The organism is Bifidobacterium apis (genome assembly GCF_036986835.1).
GTDB classification, from domain to species: domain Bacteria; phylum Actinomycetota; class Actinomycetes; order Actinomycetales; family Bifidobacteriaceae; genus Bombiscardovia; species Bombiscardovia apis_A.
This window is the reverse complement of the sequence record NZ_BTXD01000001.1, coordinates 795,322-812,164: the sequence shown is the minus strand read 5'-3', so window position 1 is coordinate 812,164 and position 16,843 is coordinate 795,322. Positions and strand designations below refer to the sequence as shown.

The following is a 16,843-nucleotide window of genomic DNA, read 5'->3' as shown; positions in this document are numbered from 1 at the left end:
CACATGCCTGGTTCGACTAGTCACCGACTTCCCTCCAGTGGTCTCCTAGAAACATGGACACACAAGCACTGACTAGACCAAGTAATCTCCGCACAGTTTTCGACGACCGGGGTGGCAGCACTGACGCCGATATTAAGACCCCAGACTCAACGGTCGCGCAACCCATAAGCGCTCTGCCTACTTCCACCAGCTCCGCCGACAATCCAGAAACCAGGCGGCCTGGAAGAACAAGGTTACATACGAGCAACTGTGAATCCATCGACATGGAGCTGGCAGATGTTGAGCGACAGATCAGGGCCAAGGGCGTAAGCAGCCGAGAACTCGGACGTTTGGGCGAGGACTACGCCTGCCAGTGGCTGCGGCAACGCAATTGGAAGATTCTAGCCCGAAATTGGAGAAGCCGGTTCGGCGAGCTGGACATCATCGCACTGGATCCGGAGGCGACTCTGGTATTCGTTGAGGTCAAAACCAGACGCACCGGTCGGTTCGGATCCCCAGAACAGGCTGTCGGCCCGCGCAAGCAGACCCACCTTCGTCGCGCCGCAGTCCAATGGCTGATCAGCCATGACCGAGATCCCAGCGCACGGCATCGCGGCACCCGTTTCGATGTCATCAGCCTGTCAGTCAAGTCCGACCCTGGCAGAAGCCTGCATTCCGAGAACCCCTATCCCCTGGCTTCCAGTCAGGCATCCGCCGAGGCCGCCACAGGATCCAACTGTTCGGGCAAGGGCGGATGGAATCCGGGATCAGTCTTCCTCAGGCACACCAGGGAGGCCTTCTGATGCGTCTTGGATCCGCTGAATCCGTGGGATTGATAGGCCTCAAGGCCTTTCTGATCCATGTACAGTCCTTCATCTCCCCAGGGCTGCCCTACTTCTCCATCATCGGCCTGCCGGATGCCTCCTTGTCGGAGTCAAGGGAACGGGTTAAATCCGCCTGCTCGGCCTGTGGGTTCCGGTGGCCGCAAACCAGGGTCACCGTCAACATGTCCCCAGCTTCAAAGCCCAAGCATGGTTCCTCACACGACCTGGCCATTGCGACCAGTGTCCTCGAAGCCGGCGGAGCACTGCCGACGGAAGGCCTGGACCATACGGTCATATTGGGCGAACTCAACCTGGATGGCACGATTCTGCCCATCAACGGTCTGCTCCCCATCCTGACGCAGGCCAGAGCTCAGGGAATCACACGAGCTTTCGTCCCTGCAGACAACCTGGATGAAGCTCATCTAGTACCCGATATCGAGGTCGTGGGACTACGCCACCTGGGCCAGCTTATCCAGGCCTTGGGCGGACGAAGTAGGATCGCCATCTCCGAAGCAGATAATCGCCAAGACTCTGATAAGTCGACCGCCATAGCGAGTGTGCATCCCAATAACTCAGGTCATGAAGACAGCTCCCCCGCCAATGCCGACCCATCTCCGCCCAAGCCGGATATGGCTGACGTGATTGGCCAGGAGGAGACCAAGTGGGCCATGATGGTGGCTGCAGCCGGCGGTCACCACATGCTCATGGTCGGCCCTCCAGGAGCCGGCAAGAGCATGCTTGCAGCAAGGCTTCCCAGCATCATGCCCGCCTTGGACGCTGTCCAACAGCTGGAGGTGGCCTCCATTCGATCGCTGTGCGGCACGCTGAGCCAGTATGGGATCACCGATGTGCCACCCTTCGAGGCTCCGCATCATACGATCTCCATGGCGGCCATGGTCGGAGGCGGCGCCGGACTAGCCACCCCCGGTGCCATCACCCGTGCCCACCGCGGCGTCCTCTTTATGGACGAGGCTCCGGAGTTCTCTCCAAGGGTCATCCAATCCCTGCGCGAGCCCCTGGAAATCGGACGAATCTTCCTGTCCCGGGCCAAGGGCAGCACCACCTTCCCGGCTCGGTTCCAGTTGGTCATGGCCGCCAACCCCTGCCCCTGCGGATACGGATACGGCACCGGCGAGCGCTGCACCTGCACGCCCCGCGAACGCCTCCGCTACTGGAACAGGCTCTCAGGACCCATTATGGACCGCATCGACATCCAGACCACGGTCCCCCCGGTGACCGACCCGGGATTCGACGACCACCGTCCACGGCAGCACAGCGCTCAGATCCGCCAGCGTGTGACCCGCGCCCGCCAGACAGCAACAGAGCGTTTCCACAAGGAAGGTTGGACCTGCAACGCTCAGATCAGCGGCGAATGGCTGCGTCAGAACACATCAGCCAAGGCACGTTCGGTTGTCGACCAGGCCTTGCGCAAGCAACGGATCAGCCTGCGAGGTGCCGACCGGACCATGCGCCTGGCATGGACTCTGGCAGACCTGGACGGGCGGACCAGCCCCGGTGCCGACGATGTGACCACCGGCATCCTGCTCAGAACAAGGGCCGTCTGAGATGGCCCAACCCATGATGAAGCCCATGCCCGACGGCCAGCCGCTACCGATGGCCATGGTCGAAAGCGACTGGCTTGCCAGAACCGTGTTGACTCTAGCGGCAGATGGTCCCGATGCTTTTATGATTGCTTGTCTTCTAGGCTCGGACCAGGCGGCCGACCTTTGTCGAAATCTGATCGAACTAAGAGCGCCAAACCAGGCAGGGACTGACAGCCATCATGATGCTGCTCGCACGAGACTGGACGAACGATTTCTGAAGGGGACGGCTCGGTGGGGACGACAAACGAGCCCCGAGGACCTCACCCGGTTCCACAAGATCAGCAACTCCTGGCGGAGACGCCTGACACCCTCGCTTGCCATGGACACCGACCAGGTGCGGACCATGATGACTGGCGGTGGCCGATTCTGGGTGATGACCCCAAGCGATCCCTGCTGGCCAGGCCAGGTGGATGACCTGGCACGCCGCTCCGACTGGGCCCCTCCCCTCTGCCTGTGGGGGCAAGGCAATCCCGAAACATTGATCTGCTGTGACCGACCCTTGGCCGTGGTCGGGTCAAGAACATGTGACGAGTATGGCCGGTCCATTGCTCACCAGATAGCCAGGAAGGCTGCCGGCGAAGGCCACCTGGTCGTCTCCGGCGGGGCCATGGGCACGGATGCCGCCGCTCACTGGGGAGCCCTGGCCGCTGGTGGCGGACGCACAGTCGCCGTTTTTGCCGGAGGCTTGCTGCACATGGGTCCCAAACGCAACAGTCGTCTGTTCGAAAACATCGAGGCAGATGGCGGCGCACTGATCAGCGAGTTACCACCCGGAACCATCCCCGAGGCGCGTCGGTTCCTGCTGCGGAACCGGATCATCGCCGCCCTAGCCTCCGATATCGTGGTGGCACAGGCACGGCACAGATCAGGCGCGTTGAACACAGCCAACTGGGGCGTCGAATTGGGTCGTCGCGTACTGGCCGCTCCTGGCAGAATCGATCAACCGGAAAACACCGGCTGCAACCGGCTCATCCATGAGGGCAAGGCGGAGCTACTCCTGTCTGCATCCGACATCCGAGACATTTGCCACCCTGCCCATGGACCGGTTCACCCCGGCAAGTCCGTCCGTCAAGAAGCCTCCGCTTCAGTCAATACCGCCAAATCACGCGGTAACCAAACGAACAGACAGAACGCGCGACACACACCGACGGTTGGTTCGGATCATCCGGCCCAGACCATCAACGGCGGTCAACCGGACCCAACCGTGCTCAAACAATCCCGGACTGGTAGAGACGGACCTTCAACCCACTCTCAGAACAGAGAGGAATCTTCAACCCAGCCATCAAATTCGGGGACTGACAGTGAATGCAAAAAAGCAGATGACGAGCGCCTAACCAAGGAAGAGGCAACCGTGCTGGCGGCTATCCGCACCTGCCAGCGTCGGAATGGTCCGCCCATGACGGGACAGCTTCGCGCTGAGCTGGCGAATCAAGGACGCGAGCTCTCCGTCAGACATCTGATGCAACTGCTGGGATCCCTGGAGATTCGTGGTCTGATCAACATGCAGGACGGATGCGTCGTAGCTGAGCACCCGAAGAGTCAGGCCTGCCAGCGGCAGCGGTCCAAATCCACCACCCAGCCGTCTGCACCAGCCGACTCGTCACTACGCGGAGGAACAAAATGAACGCCCTCATCCTCCAGCAGCTGACGCTGACGTTCAGGACCGCCAAAAGCGAATCCCGGCGCCAAAGAACCATCGCGGAAGACCACGCGATGACAGGGAATCACCCCGGGTTCGGGGTTGTCATGAAGCGCATAACCTACGAACCTGGCGTTGCGTGGGTGACCAGTCAGGGAGGCGACCTGACCGTAGGTGGCTACCTTGCCGCGAGGGATCCGCCTGACGACCTGATACACCTGCTGGGAGAAGGAAAGTTCGGTCATAAGACCCATTCTGCCCGCGTAAGCAGACATGGACCTGAAGGGCCACCACTATCAACGGGTTGTGACAGTATCAATGGTATGAATCCGCAGAAGGTCAGAAGCCGCTATGATGCCGTCATCGTCGGAGCCGGGGCGGCCGGGTTGTCAACCGCCCTGGGACTGTACAGGGATCTGGAGAGCAACAGAAGCGAAAGCAGCTTGTCGCCAAAGGTCCTGGTCGTCTCCAAGCTGCAACCCCTGCGGTCCCACACCGGCTCAGCAGAAGGTGGTATCGCGGCCAGCCTAGGCAATCAGGAAAAGGATGACTGGCATTGGCACTACTACGACACCATCAAGGGTAGCGATTGGCTGGCTGACCAGGATGCCGTGCGGATTCTGGCCGAGCAGGCCCCGGGGATCGTCATCGAACTGGAGCATGACGGGGTGGCCTTCTCAAGAACCGAAGACGGGCACATCGCCCAGCGGAAGTTTGGCGGCCATACCGCCGATTATGGCGGCCATCCAGTCAGGAGGGCAGCCTATGCAGCCGACCGTATCGGCCACCAGATCCTCCACGCCCTCTGGCAGCAGTGCCTGCGTCAAGGAGTCGAGTTCGCTGAGGAATGGTACGTGACCGATCTGGTCGTGGATCCGCCTGCTGATGAGGAAACCGGCGGCCAGGCCCGTGGACTGATCGTCCTGGACACCCACGCCGGCAAGCTGCAGGCCATCCAAGCCGACAATATCGTCCTGTGCACGGGTGGGGCAGGCCGACTCTTCCATACGACTTCCAACTCCTGGGATTTGACCGGTGACGGCATGGCGCTCGCCCTGCAGGCCGGTCTGCAACTGGAGGATGTGGAGTTCATCCAATTCCATCCCACCGGCCTGGGCCACACCGGCATCCTGCTGTCGGAGGCTTCCCGCGCAGAAGGCGGCGTGCTCAGGAACAGTCAGGGCCGGGCCTTCATGCAGGACTATGCGCCGGGACACGGCGACCTGGCCGCCAGGGATGTGGTCAGCCGTTCCATCATGGCCGAAATTGATGCAGGTCGCGGGGTGGCCGATCCATCGGACCCGGACGGGCCTCATGATTGCGTCTGGCTGGACATGACCGGCATTGATGCCCAACGCATGGCTGCCCTGCTCCCCCAGGTCACCGAGACCATCCATCGCTACGCCCACCTGGATCCCACTGTGGATCTGGTTCCGGTCAAACCCACCGCCCACTACACCATGGGAGGCATTCCCATTACCGATCGTGGTCGCGTCTACCGCTGGCAGAACGGCCACCGTCGAATCGTCGACGGACTGTTCGCCGCCGGGGAATGCTCCTGTGTCAGCGTTCACGGGGCCAACCGACTGGGCGGCAACTCCCTGCTGGACGCCTGCCTCTTTGGCACCAGGACCGGGCAGACCATCGCCGCCGCCATATCCAAAGCCGACGAGACAAACGACACGACCGACACATCTCCGCTCACACAAGCTCTGCAAAAGCGTCAGGCCTTCCTGGACGAGTTGCTGGCTGGCGCAAGCAACGGCGAACCCTCGGAACCAGCATTGGCTGACGACCAAGGCGAAGCCTCCGACCCCGGTGACGAGGCCAGCCTGAACAACCCTTATGCGCTGATGGGCCGACTAGGAGGGCTGATGGAGGAGGCCGTTGCCGTCCGATGCGATCAGGGCAGCATTGAAAAAGGTTTGCGCGGTCTGGATCAACTGGATGCTGACGCAAAACAGCTGCATGCGCACAGTGAGACAGCAGTACTCAACCAGGAAGTCACCGCCATCATGGAGGTGGACAACCTGCTGATACTGGCCCGGGCTGTGTTGAATGCCAGTCTGCAACGTCAGGAATCCCGCGGCGCCCTGTATCGCCGCGATTTTCCGCAGCGCGATGACGAACACTATCTGGCTCACACCGTGATCGATGCCAAGGAAGACGTCTCCTGGCAGCCTGTTCATATCGTCGACATGCCTCCCAAGGGCCGCGACTACTGATGGACTCTGATGATGGACTCTGGGCCCAATCTGTTCAGACAGATACCTGTTCGACATCTATCCAGGCCAGTCAGCGATTAGGATGGAATTCGCGCATATCAATGGGCATCGGGCCAGATCCCGAGCAAGAACAGGAGCAACCGTGACATCACAGTCCACGGGATCAGACGGATCCAAGGCATCCTCACCGGATCGCGATCCCCGTCCAGTGACCTTCAGAATAGCCCGGTTTACCCCACGACCTCAATCAGAGCGTCCGGCACGAACCAACCCATTCGCCAAGAGCAACCCCTTCGCCACGGCGGGCAACCGACGGGCCCGAGGCCACCGCTGGACGCAGGAGTACACAATCCGGATTGCTCCACAGTGCACTGTTCTGGATGCCCTTCTGCAGATCAAGCGAGCAGTGGATCCTACGCTGAACTTCCGGTACTCCTGTGGGCATGGCATGTGCGGATCGGATGCCGTGCTCATCAACGGCCGTCCGGATCTGCTCTGCACAGCCACCATCGCCGACTGCCTTTCCGCATCAAAAACCATGCCAAACGCATACGCCACACCCGGTGTAGCTAATGCAAATCCGCAGGCTCAGCAGCCTCCAGCCTTCCGTCGCACCAGCACAGCGACCACCGCAACGGCCGTATCCACGTCAGCATCGCACTCAGATTCAGTCCCAGACTCAACGGCCACAAACTTCTCGGCTACAGATTCCAGAGAAACTGGAGCCGATACAGAAGCTACAGGCCTTACAGACACCTCGCACCCTACAGAAACATCAGGCTATGCAGAATCTTCAGTAGTGGAGATCCGCCCGCTTCCCGGCTTCACTCCACTCAGAGACCTGATAGTGGACACCGACGCCATGTTTGAGCAGATCCAACGCTTCAAGCCTTATCTGCTCCATGATGATCCCTCTGTTGATAACAGCCAAGCAGCCACGGCAAAGGCAGCCAAGGCAGAACCAGCGTCGGAATACCGGCAAACCCCGGAAGAGCTGGCCCGGTATGAGCTGCTCAGCACCTGCATCGCCTGCGGACTCTGCCAGGGGGCCTGCCCCATTTATGCGGGCGGTGAGGCCTTCGCCGGGCCGGCAGCCATGATCGCAGCGGCACGATTCATCAACGATTCCCGCGACAGCCATCGGCAGGAACGCCTTGAGGCCATTGACCAGGTGGACGGAATCCAGGCATGCCAGTCCATACGGGCCTGCACCCGGCCATGCCCCCGAGGGATCGACGTGGGCGAAGAGATGTGGAAGCTGGTCGAAGCCGTCAAGGAGTAGCCGAACTCATACGTACACAGGGCAGCAAGAGCCGGCGACAGGCTTGTGCCCTCTAGTCGTTACCATGGTTAGCATGGACAAAACCTCGTACAACAACATCGCCAGAGGATGGGAATTCGCCGAGGCAAGCGCTCTGAACGTCGAATCCGACAAGTTGCAGACCTTGCGAGACAAGGCTACAGAGGCCGGATTCGCCCAATGTTCCCGGTCGCAAGGCGCCTTTCTGCAGTTCCTGGCCGGCGGGAACGCTCCGGCTTCCATCATTTTGGTCGGCAACGGCTCCGTGGTCGAAGCCCTGCGCCTGATGACAGGCCTGCATGGTCATGGCCAGTTCACCGCCGTCGACTCCACAGCCCAAGGCACCTCGCTGGTCAAGAAAATTTTCGCGGGCATGGAGAAAGTCCATCCAGGCATGAGGCTGCGTGCGGTCAACGCGGCTGCCCGAACCTACTTCCCCAGGCTCAACCCCAGCGACTACGACCTTATCGTCGTCTCAGGCAATGGGGACAACTACCAACAGGTTATGGACCAGGCTCCACGCCTGCTCAAGGACCGAGGACAGCTGATCTTTACCGATGCCTTTGACCTGCTGGACGAGCCTGACAAGGGCGGCGTGCTCAACCCGGCCAATAGATCCGAGAAAACGACCACCTTACGGACCATCATGGAGGCCATAAGCAAAGACAATGCCTGGGAATCCTGCCTGCTGCCCATCGGCACGGGCATGATCATGGCCACCCGCGCCCGCTGACTGCCGCTCGCCTAATTTTCAGGTACGGTGACGCAGGATAGCCTGGACAGCCTCATCGGGATCATCAGTGCGGATGACCAGATCGGGGTCCAGCTCAGAAATCATGCCCCGCTGCTTCACCGTGTCCGAAATCCAGTCAAAGAGCCCCTGCCAGTAAGCCCTGTCGAAGAGGACGATAGGCATGCTGGGTGCCTTATGGGTTTGGACCAGAGTCAGCACCTCGAACATCTCATCCAGGGTGCCGAACCCACCGGGGCAGACGATGATGCCCGAGGAGTATTTCATGAACATCATCTTGCGTACGAAGAAGTAGCGGAAGGTGATACCCAGATTCACCCAGCGGTTCAGTCCCTGCTCCATGGGCAATTCGATGCCCAGACCGACGGACTTGCCGCCGACCTCAGCTGCGCCCTTGTTGGCTGCCTCCATGATGCCAGGCCCTCCCCCGGTGATGACTGCCATACCAGCCTTGGCCAGGTCGCCGCCCATCTTGCGTGCGGCAGCATAGTTAGGATCCTCACGGCCGGTCCGAGCTGAACCAAAGATGGCGGCAGCCGGCCCCAGCTCTGCCAGTGCGCCGAACCCGTCGACGAACTCGGCCTGGATGCGCAGCACACGCCAAGGATCCATATGCAGCCAGTCCGTGTCACCGCCCGACGAGAGCAAACCAGCATTGGCGTCCGCCTCGGGAATCATGGGCCCGCGCATGATGACCGGACCACTGTGGTAGGTCCTGCCCAGGTCCGGGCCTTCGTCGTCATTGTGATTGTCAACCATCTCCGCCATATACGCAATCCTCCATCGGGCCTCAACCGACGGACCCGCTCGATCCTGTTCCGGCTCTCATGATAGCGGCCCCCGCCGCCCGGCTGACGGCAAGACCGGATTCATATCAGGAGAAATAGCAGCAGGCACTGAATGTAGTGAGGACGAGCTGGATCAGATCAACAGAGTATGGTGCTGCAGTCCCAGACATGGACAAATAACCAAGAGAAAAACCGAGTTTGACCTCCAACCGTCCTATGGCTGGTGGCATGGATAACTTACAACTTGCTTGAATATTTCAACGTTCAAGTATATTTAATCAATGACACTTCGGGCTCGAAACTCACTCCACATCCCATTTGAAACCACGAACTGCCAAAAACACAAGCACTGCAGTAACAGCAAGCACGATGGAAGTTGAAAGCATGGCGCCCGTTTGCTGCAGAGGATTTTTTGATGCCCAGAAAATGAGATCTCCAAAGAGAGTCGACGGAATCCATCTGATAACATTCGTCAACCAATCCGGAAGGATGGCGAAGGGTATGGCCAGGCCACTCAAAAACAACGCCAACAGTTGCACGAGAGCTCCCAAGTTGGTTGCCAACTGCGGTGACGAAAGCCAGCCACCCATTAAATACCCCAAGGCAAGAAACATGACCAGTCCCAATAAGGACACGACAAAAACTCGACCCACATCCCTAAGCGGAAGCAGATTCAGCAATACCGAAGCGCCTACTATGACAAGGATCTGCACGGTCGCCATAATGAGCCTTACAGCCAGATACGTCATCAAATAGTCTGCTTTTCGAATAGGCGTTGTTGAAAGTACCCGAAGAGCTCCTGATTGCCTGACCTCGGCTAAAGGACCTGCGGTCATGGTCAAAGCTGTACCGGTCACTGCCAGAAAGAGCGCCATGGGCATAACGAATGGGCTGAAGTCCGGAGCATCAGCCTGTCCTTTCATCATCTCGGACATGAGAAGAAACATTCCCGCCATGGCAAAAGGGAAAATTATGACAAAAATAAAATACGAAGTGTTCCTGACTAGTTCACGAGTCTGCAGCGCCAACAAGGGGCGAAGGTGCCTTTTTTCTATCATCTAGAGTCCTAACAAAAATGAGTATTATCAATTATTCAAAATCATGCCCGGTCAACTTCACGAAGGCATCATAAAGGCTTGGTTCGTTCATACGTAATTGGGAAACCGCAGGATTGCTCGACAGCACAGCAATAACAGGATCCGTATCGTCAGCACGTATTAAGACGGTTGTCTTATCAACGACTTCCGGTTCGCCAAAAGTTCGAAGCATGCTCACAAGGTCCGATATTCCATATGGCGTTACTTGGCAGGATACCAACGTCCCCTTGGCATGCTTCCTGATGAGTTCCTCGGGACTGCCTTGGGCTACAGACCGACCATGATCTATCACCGCAACTTCGTGGCACAGAACTCGCGCTTCATCTAGATCATGTGTCGATAGGACAATCGTCGTACCTTCTTCAGCCAGAAACCGAAGCACTTTCCAAAGGTCGTCTCGAGCCATTACATCAAGACCAGTGGAAGGTTCGTCAAGTACGGCTAATTTCGTCCGCCCGATGATGGATAAACCGACATTCAGGCGCTGTTTTTGTCCACCTGATAATTTCGCCACCTTGCGGAGCAGCAATTCGTCCAAGCCCATCCATTTTGCTACTTGATCCACGTCGCGCGGGTGATCATAAAGACTGGCCCAGAATGACAGTATCTCCCCCACTCTTTCCTGGGGAAAGATAGTGGACTCCTGGGGTTGAATACTCACCCGCTGATGAACCCACTGCGAATCAGTCTGCGGATTCCTATCGAATACTATGACAGTTCCGGAAGTCGGTTTTCTCAAGCCGACAGCTATTTCGAGCGTTGTTGATTTTCCAGCACCGTTAGGGCCCAGCAGACCAAAGATGCCCCCTTCAGGGACAATGAGATCCAGGTGATCCAGCGCCTTGATAACCCCTGCCGGCGTTTCATACTCTTTAACCAGATTCCCAAGTTCTATAGCAGCATTCATTGGTGCCACCCTTTATGGTAGGTACAGCGGTTCGTTAAAGTTTCATTGCATTGAGCGGCCAAACCTGCCAGACACTCTTCGAAAAGAGTACCACCAATGGTGATTGAAATACATCAGCATAAGAACCGCAAGCTACTGCGTCCAAATATTCGAGTGCGGCCTACAGCAGAGCTGTTACGCAGCTTATTGAGGAATCAAGCGAGCCAACCGTATCGAACACTGGTTGATCTTAAGAAGCAGCAACTTGCTTCTTAAGATGAGTATGCTTATACGCATGGTTACAAAAAATATTTATGTCTCATAGCAAGATTTACCTCTTTTGAAGGAAGCTGCGAAGTATGCAGACAATCTCTCAGTAACTGTTGTGCTAGGTCTACGACTTTTCATTGATTCTGAGAAAGAGAAAGAGCCAGGAAACAAAGATATAGAACTGAAAGTGTTATCGAATGGCCGAGAGATCATAAAAAGATTCGAGGGTAAAAGAATTTTAAATCCAGTGATAGGACTTCCGAGGAAAGGCACATTACGGAGATATTCCTAACAAAGAAGAAGAACTATGTTTTGTACGAACGAATTTTTACCACTGGTCGATGATTGCCGAGCACGCCACTCAACTACGCGAGGATCCAAGCAATTGGTACATGGATTTTCCAGAAGATGTTATTCGGAAGATGTCTGTATATGAATCACTCGATCAACTGAAATCGCAGTTACCAAACAACATCGCTCAAAAGATGGAGTCAGCTATGTTTACGTATAAGAGTGTTGAGGTCTTAGATATATAGCCAAAGATCTTAAAACAATTTCCTTTGGAGTTCTTAACGACGCTATTGCAGACGGGGAGATCCCTGCGTTTCCCATGCGAATCAATGGCAAGATTCTCTATATTTTCATCTGTTTGAAAATATTGTTGCGGCGTTTTCTGATTACTGGAGAGAAGACATAACTGCTTGTCTGAAATAGTCGCAGAAGCCAACGCTGGTTGAATTCTTCATTGCTGTATTCGAGGCGGTGGGCGCCCCTATCATTGCCTCATTTTCCGAATGTGTATTACGCAATCCGATAATTATGATCGGGCTGAACATCCTTATTTTGGCAACCTTTCTCTGCTGAGCTACCGGTACTATGACCATATTCTGCACATTCCCGTCACTAACTGGTTTGAGAGCGGCTATGTTCATTTCCGCTGTGTGCGCCTGTATCTAGGGACAATTCCTCGAAGAAGAACATAAGCAAGGTCAGGGCATAGTAATGCCGGCCTTATCCTAAGCCATAGCCATCGGGTTTCCAGCAGAATCATTCATTACGAGTATCGCCGCCTGGAACTAGATCTTCTTCAGCTCGAAGATCTGCGCAGCTATAGCCTTGATACCCATCCTCGTGTTTGCGCAACGTGACGCACAGCCGAGTTCCCCATTACGGACAATCGTTTACGACATCAAGGCCATGCCGGCCTTCTTACGACGTCTTTCGAAAGAAGTGTAGCTTCCAAGAGGTTTATACCTTTTGGGAACCTGTCTGGAGATTACTTCCTGAGCTCTAGCTACTTCACGATATTCAAACCTTTTAAATAATTGCGGATTCCCACCATAGGAGCCATGAGACGAAGATTGTCCGTCGGCAAGAGGAGACCACTTGAGGCATCAAGGTAAAAGTCAACAAGTTCCGGCGTCGCAGCATCAACAATGAAGAAATCCACAGCAGACTGCAGATGGGCGGCTACCGCGGCTTTCATGGCCTGGAGTAGCAGCAGCGTGCCCTGCTTTTGATGGCGGACGACCTTCTGTGAGAGCCCCAATTGACATAGCAGGATCCCCGAATACAAACCACTTTTATTCGTCAACGTATCAGTAATCGCCTGAGTAGCTGGTTCTTGGGCTTGGTCGTCGGCCGGGTTGATATGGATATCGTGTTCGCTTACCCCGATTGTTTTCAGGACAAAGACACCCTGTATATCCCCTGTCTGCGAATCCAGACAAATATACGGGGTGCTCTTCTCTTTTTTCCAGGCACCAAATCCTTTGCGGTGGATCACATGATCAACATCCGGCAAACCACAAGAGAAGCTTTTCAATGGGTCACCCGGACGCGGATGCCGCACTTCATCCCATAGAGCTCTCTTTAGGATGCACATGTTTTGTCAGACGCTCAGCTTTGCTTTCGTGCGGGCCACCGCATCAGCGACACGTTTATCCCAGTTGATGCTGTTCATCATGTCATTGTTGACGAGCACCACATTGGGATTACTGATCCGCTCCTGCCACGGGGCGTTGATGACCGTCTGTGCAATCTGCTTATCATCCATGACAAGATGCTGAGCATTTGGCCGATAAACCGACTTCCAGGCAGGATCTTTATGCGACATGTCACGCAACTGTGAAGCGGTATAACCCTTGTACTTGTCCCAGACCTGCTCGATGAACGACCTCATGTCCTGCGGAACTTGGTCCAAGGCATGCTTATCGAAAGGAGCCTCCGTCAAAGAACGATCCTTCCAAGCGGAAAAACGGTACCGCAAGCTCGGCACTATGGGCCCATGCCTGTAGGCCTCCAACCGTTCTCTGAACAGTCGGTGGTTGGTCGCCGCGAGATACTGGGCCTGGGCCAAATACATGAGCTTATTGAGCTTCATCTGGGTCACGTCAGTTATTGCATCGCGCTCAGCAAGCGATAGGAAAGCATCAGCTACAACATCGGTAGGAGCGTTATAGTGAAACACGGTGTCATACAAATCAACCGTCTCATCCCGTGAACTCATTTCAGCCACCATGAATCTCATCTCCTTTCCTTAGCTATAATTCTACACGGAACGTCTGATTATCTCCCAATCCCCCTTATGCTCTTAGCAGCTTGTCACATAGAACGCACAGGGAAGCATGCAACCAATAAAGGCAAGTATGTCCCTTTCTTGGCATACTCCTGCAGACTTGACCAAGTGAATTGACTTAAGCAACCCAAACGCACAAGGCTATTGCGCTTCGTTTTGCTGCTGTGCCACCACAGCTGTGGTTTGAATCAAAGGTGCTTGGTGGCCAGCCGTTGGAAGAGCGTATCGTTGTCCCGACGCATTTCAAGGCAACATCCGCCTGTATTTCAGCCTTCCTGGTTTTCCGGGATGCGATGATCTGCAGCGAACAAGTGGAACTTGAAGAAGGTTGAACAGCCAGTCTTTCTGGCGTGCCAGCCGTGCTCTTATCTGCATGTGACTATTCAACGCGGCGCCAAAATCTTCGTAGTTGTAACCTTAGAGTCTCATACTCACATCCTCAGTACCAATCTAATCGGTCACGGCGCTGATCGTAAAAGGACGAGTTTACAATGCCGCCCAGCACGATAGGTATTCCGTCCCGGACCAGCATAGGAGCACGATAGCTTCCCATCACGCCTACCGCTACACATAGACGAAGCTGTATAGGATAGTCTTGGGCCAAACGCAGGGCGATAGTTTCTGTACTGGTTTTCAATTTACCGTAGTCGTTGATAACTGGGGGTTTCTTTGGACTAACCGACTGGTGAGTTGCCCCAGTCCTTGCGAGTGCGTCATAGATCAGTGGGACCGGTTCAGGCACCTTTCCGACTTTATTGGCCTGATCGGTATCTTTATAATCCCGTCCGGCCAGTTTCTGACAGACTTTTGTGCGATGCAGTAGACGGCGTCCTCCAAGAAGAGTCGAATGGATTTCCCGGGTGGCACGAAAACAGAGAATAAATTCCTTTTTCTGACGGTAATCGGCCTGATGCCTGAGACAGCTGAAGCGGACATCCCCTCATGAAGCCATAGGCAGTGAATAAAACCAAAATGTGAGATGTCCTGTCCGCAGTAAAGGTGCGATCTGCTTTCCCTATGCAGGTCAGATCATGCCAAAGATATGAATCAGAATCCAGACGATACCTGCACCCAGAAAGAATCCAACGGCAGAAGTCACACAGAAATTGATGACCGGCCCCACAATCGGATGGGACTTGAACGCCTGACTGTAGTATCGATTCCCGGGCATGAGCCACTTTCGTTCAAAGTGGGTTCGTTTACTGCGGTCCACTTCCTCGCCAGACAGAAAGGCCTTGATCTCCCGATAGGTCTGCACATCATTGCGGGCTTTAATCTGCTCAATGTACGCGGCAGCTATGATACCAAAAATGCCCGTTATCAGAGCCAAGGCAAGCGTGGCATACAGAATCACATCCGACTTATTCAACTTCAAATAGAGAGCGAACCCGACGATAAGGGTCAAAAACATGAAGACCGTGAGAATTCCACAGACCAAGCCGAGTCGGCGAAGGTTTTTGGTTTCCGCATGAATGCTCTTATCCATGATGTCGAGGTCTCCTTTGATCAGCTGGTCTATGGCCACATCGAACAGGTTGGACAGGAGGAGCAGGTTCTGCACGTCCGGGTAGGTGCGATCGTTCTCCCAGTTGGATATGGTCTGGCGGGACACAAATATCCTCCCCGCAAGATCATCCTGGGACATGCCCCGCTCCGAGCGATACCGGCGAATCTGATTGCCCAGTTCCATACCACTGCCACTCGCTTTCCCTGACCATCGTTCGCTGACTGATTGTTGGTTAATGACTTTGTGGTTGCATCATCGTGACCTGCGCAAGTCCGACCCCCTCACGCTATCAACCCAACCCCTTGCCCAGCAAAAATTCCCCGCCAAAAGTCTTTGACACCCTCATTTTCAAGGATTAGCAGCATGGCTCAACCAAAATGCAGGCTGGGGAAACACCTCAGACAGGTTATCGACGTCACATCAATCACACTCGCCTCACGTTGCCGATTGCCAAGCCCTATGTATTGTCATGCAATTAGGCCATCCAAAGATAAGAAGGTGTAGCCAGTGGGACAAGACCCGGTCATACTCCCCATGATCCAAGAGCGGCATCGAAGGATTAAGTCAACTGATATGCTTTACGCTTGGAAGTCGGCCATCGCTTCCGCGGCAAGACTTGACGGATCCAGTCCGTAGATACTCATCGGCATGGATTACGGTCCTATCCTGGAAAAGGCAGCCACTTGCCAAGGCGACTCTAAGAAGGCAACTTGGGTAAGTGGCTTACATACCAAGTCATGACACCGGAATCAGACAATGCTATAAGAGAGTTCAGAACAACTATGAATTGACCAAGGAACAGACGGGAATCAACAGCTGTATCGAGGTGGATACCCAGATGTTCAACACTTATGGTGTTCAGAAATCCCGGCCGGGACTTGCACTGTTCTATTTCATTGACACAGGCTCTTTTGGTCGAGCGAGCTTCGCAGCAGCACGTTTCACCGTTTGTACCAGATGATCGAATGCTTCAGAATACGACGGAGTATCCTCCCTTGAAAGTCGGATTCAGGAGGAAATTGCAGGACACGGATACGGTTTGGGCCGACTTGGCGCAGGCAACCGCTCCAGAAAACTAGTTGGTGGCATCCAGGGCAGCAACACTGCCCAGCTCGTGATCCCGCACCAAATATCAAGAAATGCACATGCATATCCATCCCATATCTTTACTTATGCCCTTTGCGCTCAATGCCATCAATCAGCAGGACATCGAGCCATAAGGCAGGGAGATTCTCTGCCTTCTCAGAACCGGGTAAATGCTTCTTAGCGTTTATCCACGATAACTAAACGCAGCTTCTGCCAGGCTTTAGCACTTTTTTAAAGATGAGCGCACGACCGGAGAAGCTTGAACAAAGTCTGGTTCGCTCCACCTCATCTACAGTGGCTCCGTAGGTC

13 protein-coding genes are annotated in these 16,843 nt (G+C 55.3%); 6 read left to right on the top strand and 7 right to left on the bottom strand.

The annotated features are described in order from the left end of the window. Nucleotides 1-263 precede the first annotated feature (263 nt). The 3 genes from AACP62_RS03340 to AACP62_RS03330 are packed head-to-tail and all read left to right on the top strand — an operon-like array spanning nt 264 to nt 4,031. Nucleotides 264-782, top strand: a complete 519-nt coding sequence (locus AACP62_RS03340; protein ID WP_339346297.1) for a YraN family protein — start codon at nt 264-266, stop codon at nt 780-782. Next, entirely contained in the window at nt 782-2,368 is a 1,587-nt protein-coding gene (locus tag AACP62_RS03335) for a YifB family Mg chelatase-like AAA ATPase (protein WP_339346295.1), read from the top strand. The genes AACP62_RS03340 and AACP62_RS03335 overlap by 1 nt, the downstream gene beginning before the upstream one ends. A gap of 1 nt (nt 2,369) precedes the next feature. After that, complete coding sequence (locus tag AACP62_RS03330; RefSeq protein ID WP_339346293.1) at nt 2,370-4,031, top strand: DNA-processing protein DprA; 1,662 nt, start codon at nt 2,370-2,372, stop codon at nt 4,029-4,031. On the opposite strand, the gene AACP62_RS03325 is transcribed toward AACP62_RS03330, so the two are convergent. Further along, a complete protein-coding gene (locus AACP62_RS03325; RefSeq protein WP_024626499.1) occupies nt 3,947-4,291 on the bottom strand; it encodes an MGMT family protein in 345 nt (114 codons plus the stop codon). The two genes, AACP62_RS03330 and AACP62_RS03325, sit on opposite strands and share 85 nt — an antisense overlap. Before the next feature lie 78 nt (nt 4,292-4,369). On the opposite strand from AACP62_RS03325, the gene AACP62_RS03320 reads away from it, so the two are divergent. The 3 genes from AACP62_RS03320 to AACP62_RS03310 all read left to right on the top strand — a co-directional run bounded on the left by AACP62_RS03320 (nt 4,370) and on the right by AACP62_RS03310 (nt 8,304). Continuing rightward, complete coding sequence (locus AACP62_RS03320; RefSeq protein ID WP_339346290.1) at nt 4,370-6,271, top strand: FAD-dependent oxidoreductase; 1,902 nt, start codon at nt 4,370-4,372, stop codon at nt 6,269-6,271. A 142-nt stretch (nt 6,272-6,413) separates the two neighbouring features. Then, nucleotides 6,414-7,553 carry a succinate dehydrogenase/fumarate reductase iron-sulfur subunit gene (locus AACP62_RS03315; RefSeq protein WP_425332898.1) on the top strand — a complete coding sequence of 380 codons (1,140 nt, stop codon included), beginning with the start codon at nt 6,414-6,416 and terminating at the stop codon, nt 7,551-7,553. A 73-nt stretch (nt 7,554-7,626) separates the two neighbouring features. Continuing rightward, entirely contained in the window at nt 7,627-8,304 is a 678-nt protein-coding gene (locus tag AACP62_RS03310; RefSeq protein ID WP_339346288.1) for an O-methyltransferase, read from the top strand. A gap of 18 nt (nt 8,305-8,322) precedes the next feature. Here the strand turns inward: AACP62_RS03310 and AACP62_RS03305 are convergent, their stop codons facing one another. The 6 genes from AACP62_RS03305 to AACP62_RS03280 form a co-directional block, all read right to left on the bottom strand. Further along, a complete protein-coding gene (locus AACP62_RS03305) occupies nt 8,323-9,090 on the bottom strand; it encodes an LOG family protein (RefSeq protein ID WP_339346286.1) in 768 nt (255 codons plus the stop codon). Between the two features lie 322 nt (nt 9,091-9,412). Continuing rightward, complete coding sequence (locus AACP62_RS03300; RefSeq protein WP_339346284.1) at nt 9,413-10,168, bottom strand: ABC transporter permease; 756 nt, start codon at nt 10,166-10,168, stop codon at nt 9,413-9,415. Between the two features lie 31 nt (nt 10,169-10,199). Continuing rightward, on the bottom strand, nt 10,200-11,114 hold the full coding sequence (locus tag AACP62_RS03295) for an ABC transporter ATP-binding protein (protein WP_339346283.1): 915 nt from the start codon (nt 11,112-11,114) through the stop codon (nt 10,200-10,202). A gap of 1,543 nt (nt 11,115-12,657) precedes the next feature. Further along, nucleotides 12,658-13,167, bottom strand: coding sequence for a hypothetical protein (locus AACP62_RS03290; RefSeq protein ID WP_313837922.1), 510 nt, complete (start codon nt 13,165-13,167; stop codon nt 12,658-12,660). Between the two features lie 87 nt (nt 13,168-13,254). Then, nucleotides 13,255-13,884, bottom strand: a complete 630-nt coding sequence (locus tag AACP62_RS03285; RefSeq protein ID WP_339346279.1) for a Panacea domain-containing protein — start codon at nt 13,882-13,884, stop codon at nt 13,255-13,257. A gap of 1,081 nt (nt 13,885-14,965) precedes the next feature. Continuing rightward, nucleotides 14,966-15,631 carry a helix-turn-helix transcriptional regulator gene (locus AACP62_RS03280; RefSeq protein WP_339346278.1) on the bottom strand — a complete coding sequence of 222 codons (666 nt, stop codon included), beginning with the start codon at nt 15,629-15,631 and terminating at the stop codon, nt 14,966-14,968. Between the last annotated feature and the right edge of the window lie 1,212 nt (nt 15,632-16,843).

Coding starts and splice junctions, on each gene's coding strand:
- AACP62_RS03285 (WP_339346279.1), bottom strand. CDS start 13,884: ATGGTGGCTGAAATGAGTTCACGGGATGAGACGGTTGATTTGTATGAC.
- AACP62_RS03295 (WP_339346283.1), bottom strand. CDS start 11,114: ATGAATGCTGCTATAGAACTTGGGAATCTGGTTAAAGAGTATGAAACG.
- AACP62_RS03305 (WP_339346286.1), bottom strand. CDS start 9,090: ATGGCGGAGATGGTTGACAATCACAATGACGACGAAGGCCCGGACCTG.
- AACP62_RS03310 (WP_339346288.1), top strand. CDS start 7,627: ATGGACAAAACCTCGTACAACAACATCGCCAGAGGATGGGAATTCGCC.
- AACP62_RS03330 (WP_339346293.1), top strand. CDS start 2,370: ATGGCCCAACCCATGATGAAGCCCATGCCCGACGGCCAGCCGCTACCG.
- AACP62_RS03340 (WP_339346297.1), top strand. CDS start 264: ATGGAGCTGGCAGATGTTGAGCGACAGATCAGGGCCAAGGGCGTAAGC.
- AACP62_RS03280 (WP_339346278.1), bottom strand. CDS start 15,631: ATGGAACTGGGCAATCAGATTCGCCGGTATCGCTCGGAGCGGGGCATG.
- AACP62_RS03300 (WP_339346284.1), bottom strand. CDS start 10,168: ATGATAGAAAAAAGGCACCTTCGCCCCTTGTTGGCGCTGCAGACTCGT.
- AACP62_RS03325 (WP_024626499.1), bottom strand. CDS start 4,291: ATGACCGAACTTTCCTTCTCCCAGCAGGTGTATCAGGTCGTCAGGCGG.
- AACP62_RS03335 (WP_339346295.1), top strand. CDS start 782: ATGCGTCTTGGATCCGCTGAATCCGTGGGATTGATAGGCCTCAAGGCC.
- AACP62_RS03320 (WP_339346290.1), top strand. CDS start 4,370: ATGAATCCGCAGAAGGTCAGAAGCCGCTATGATGCCGTCATCGTCGGA.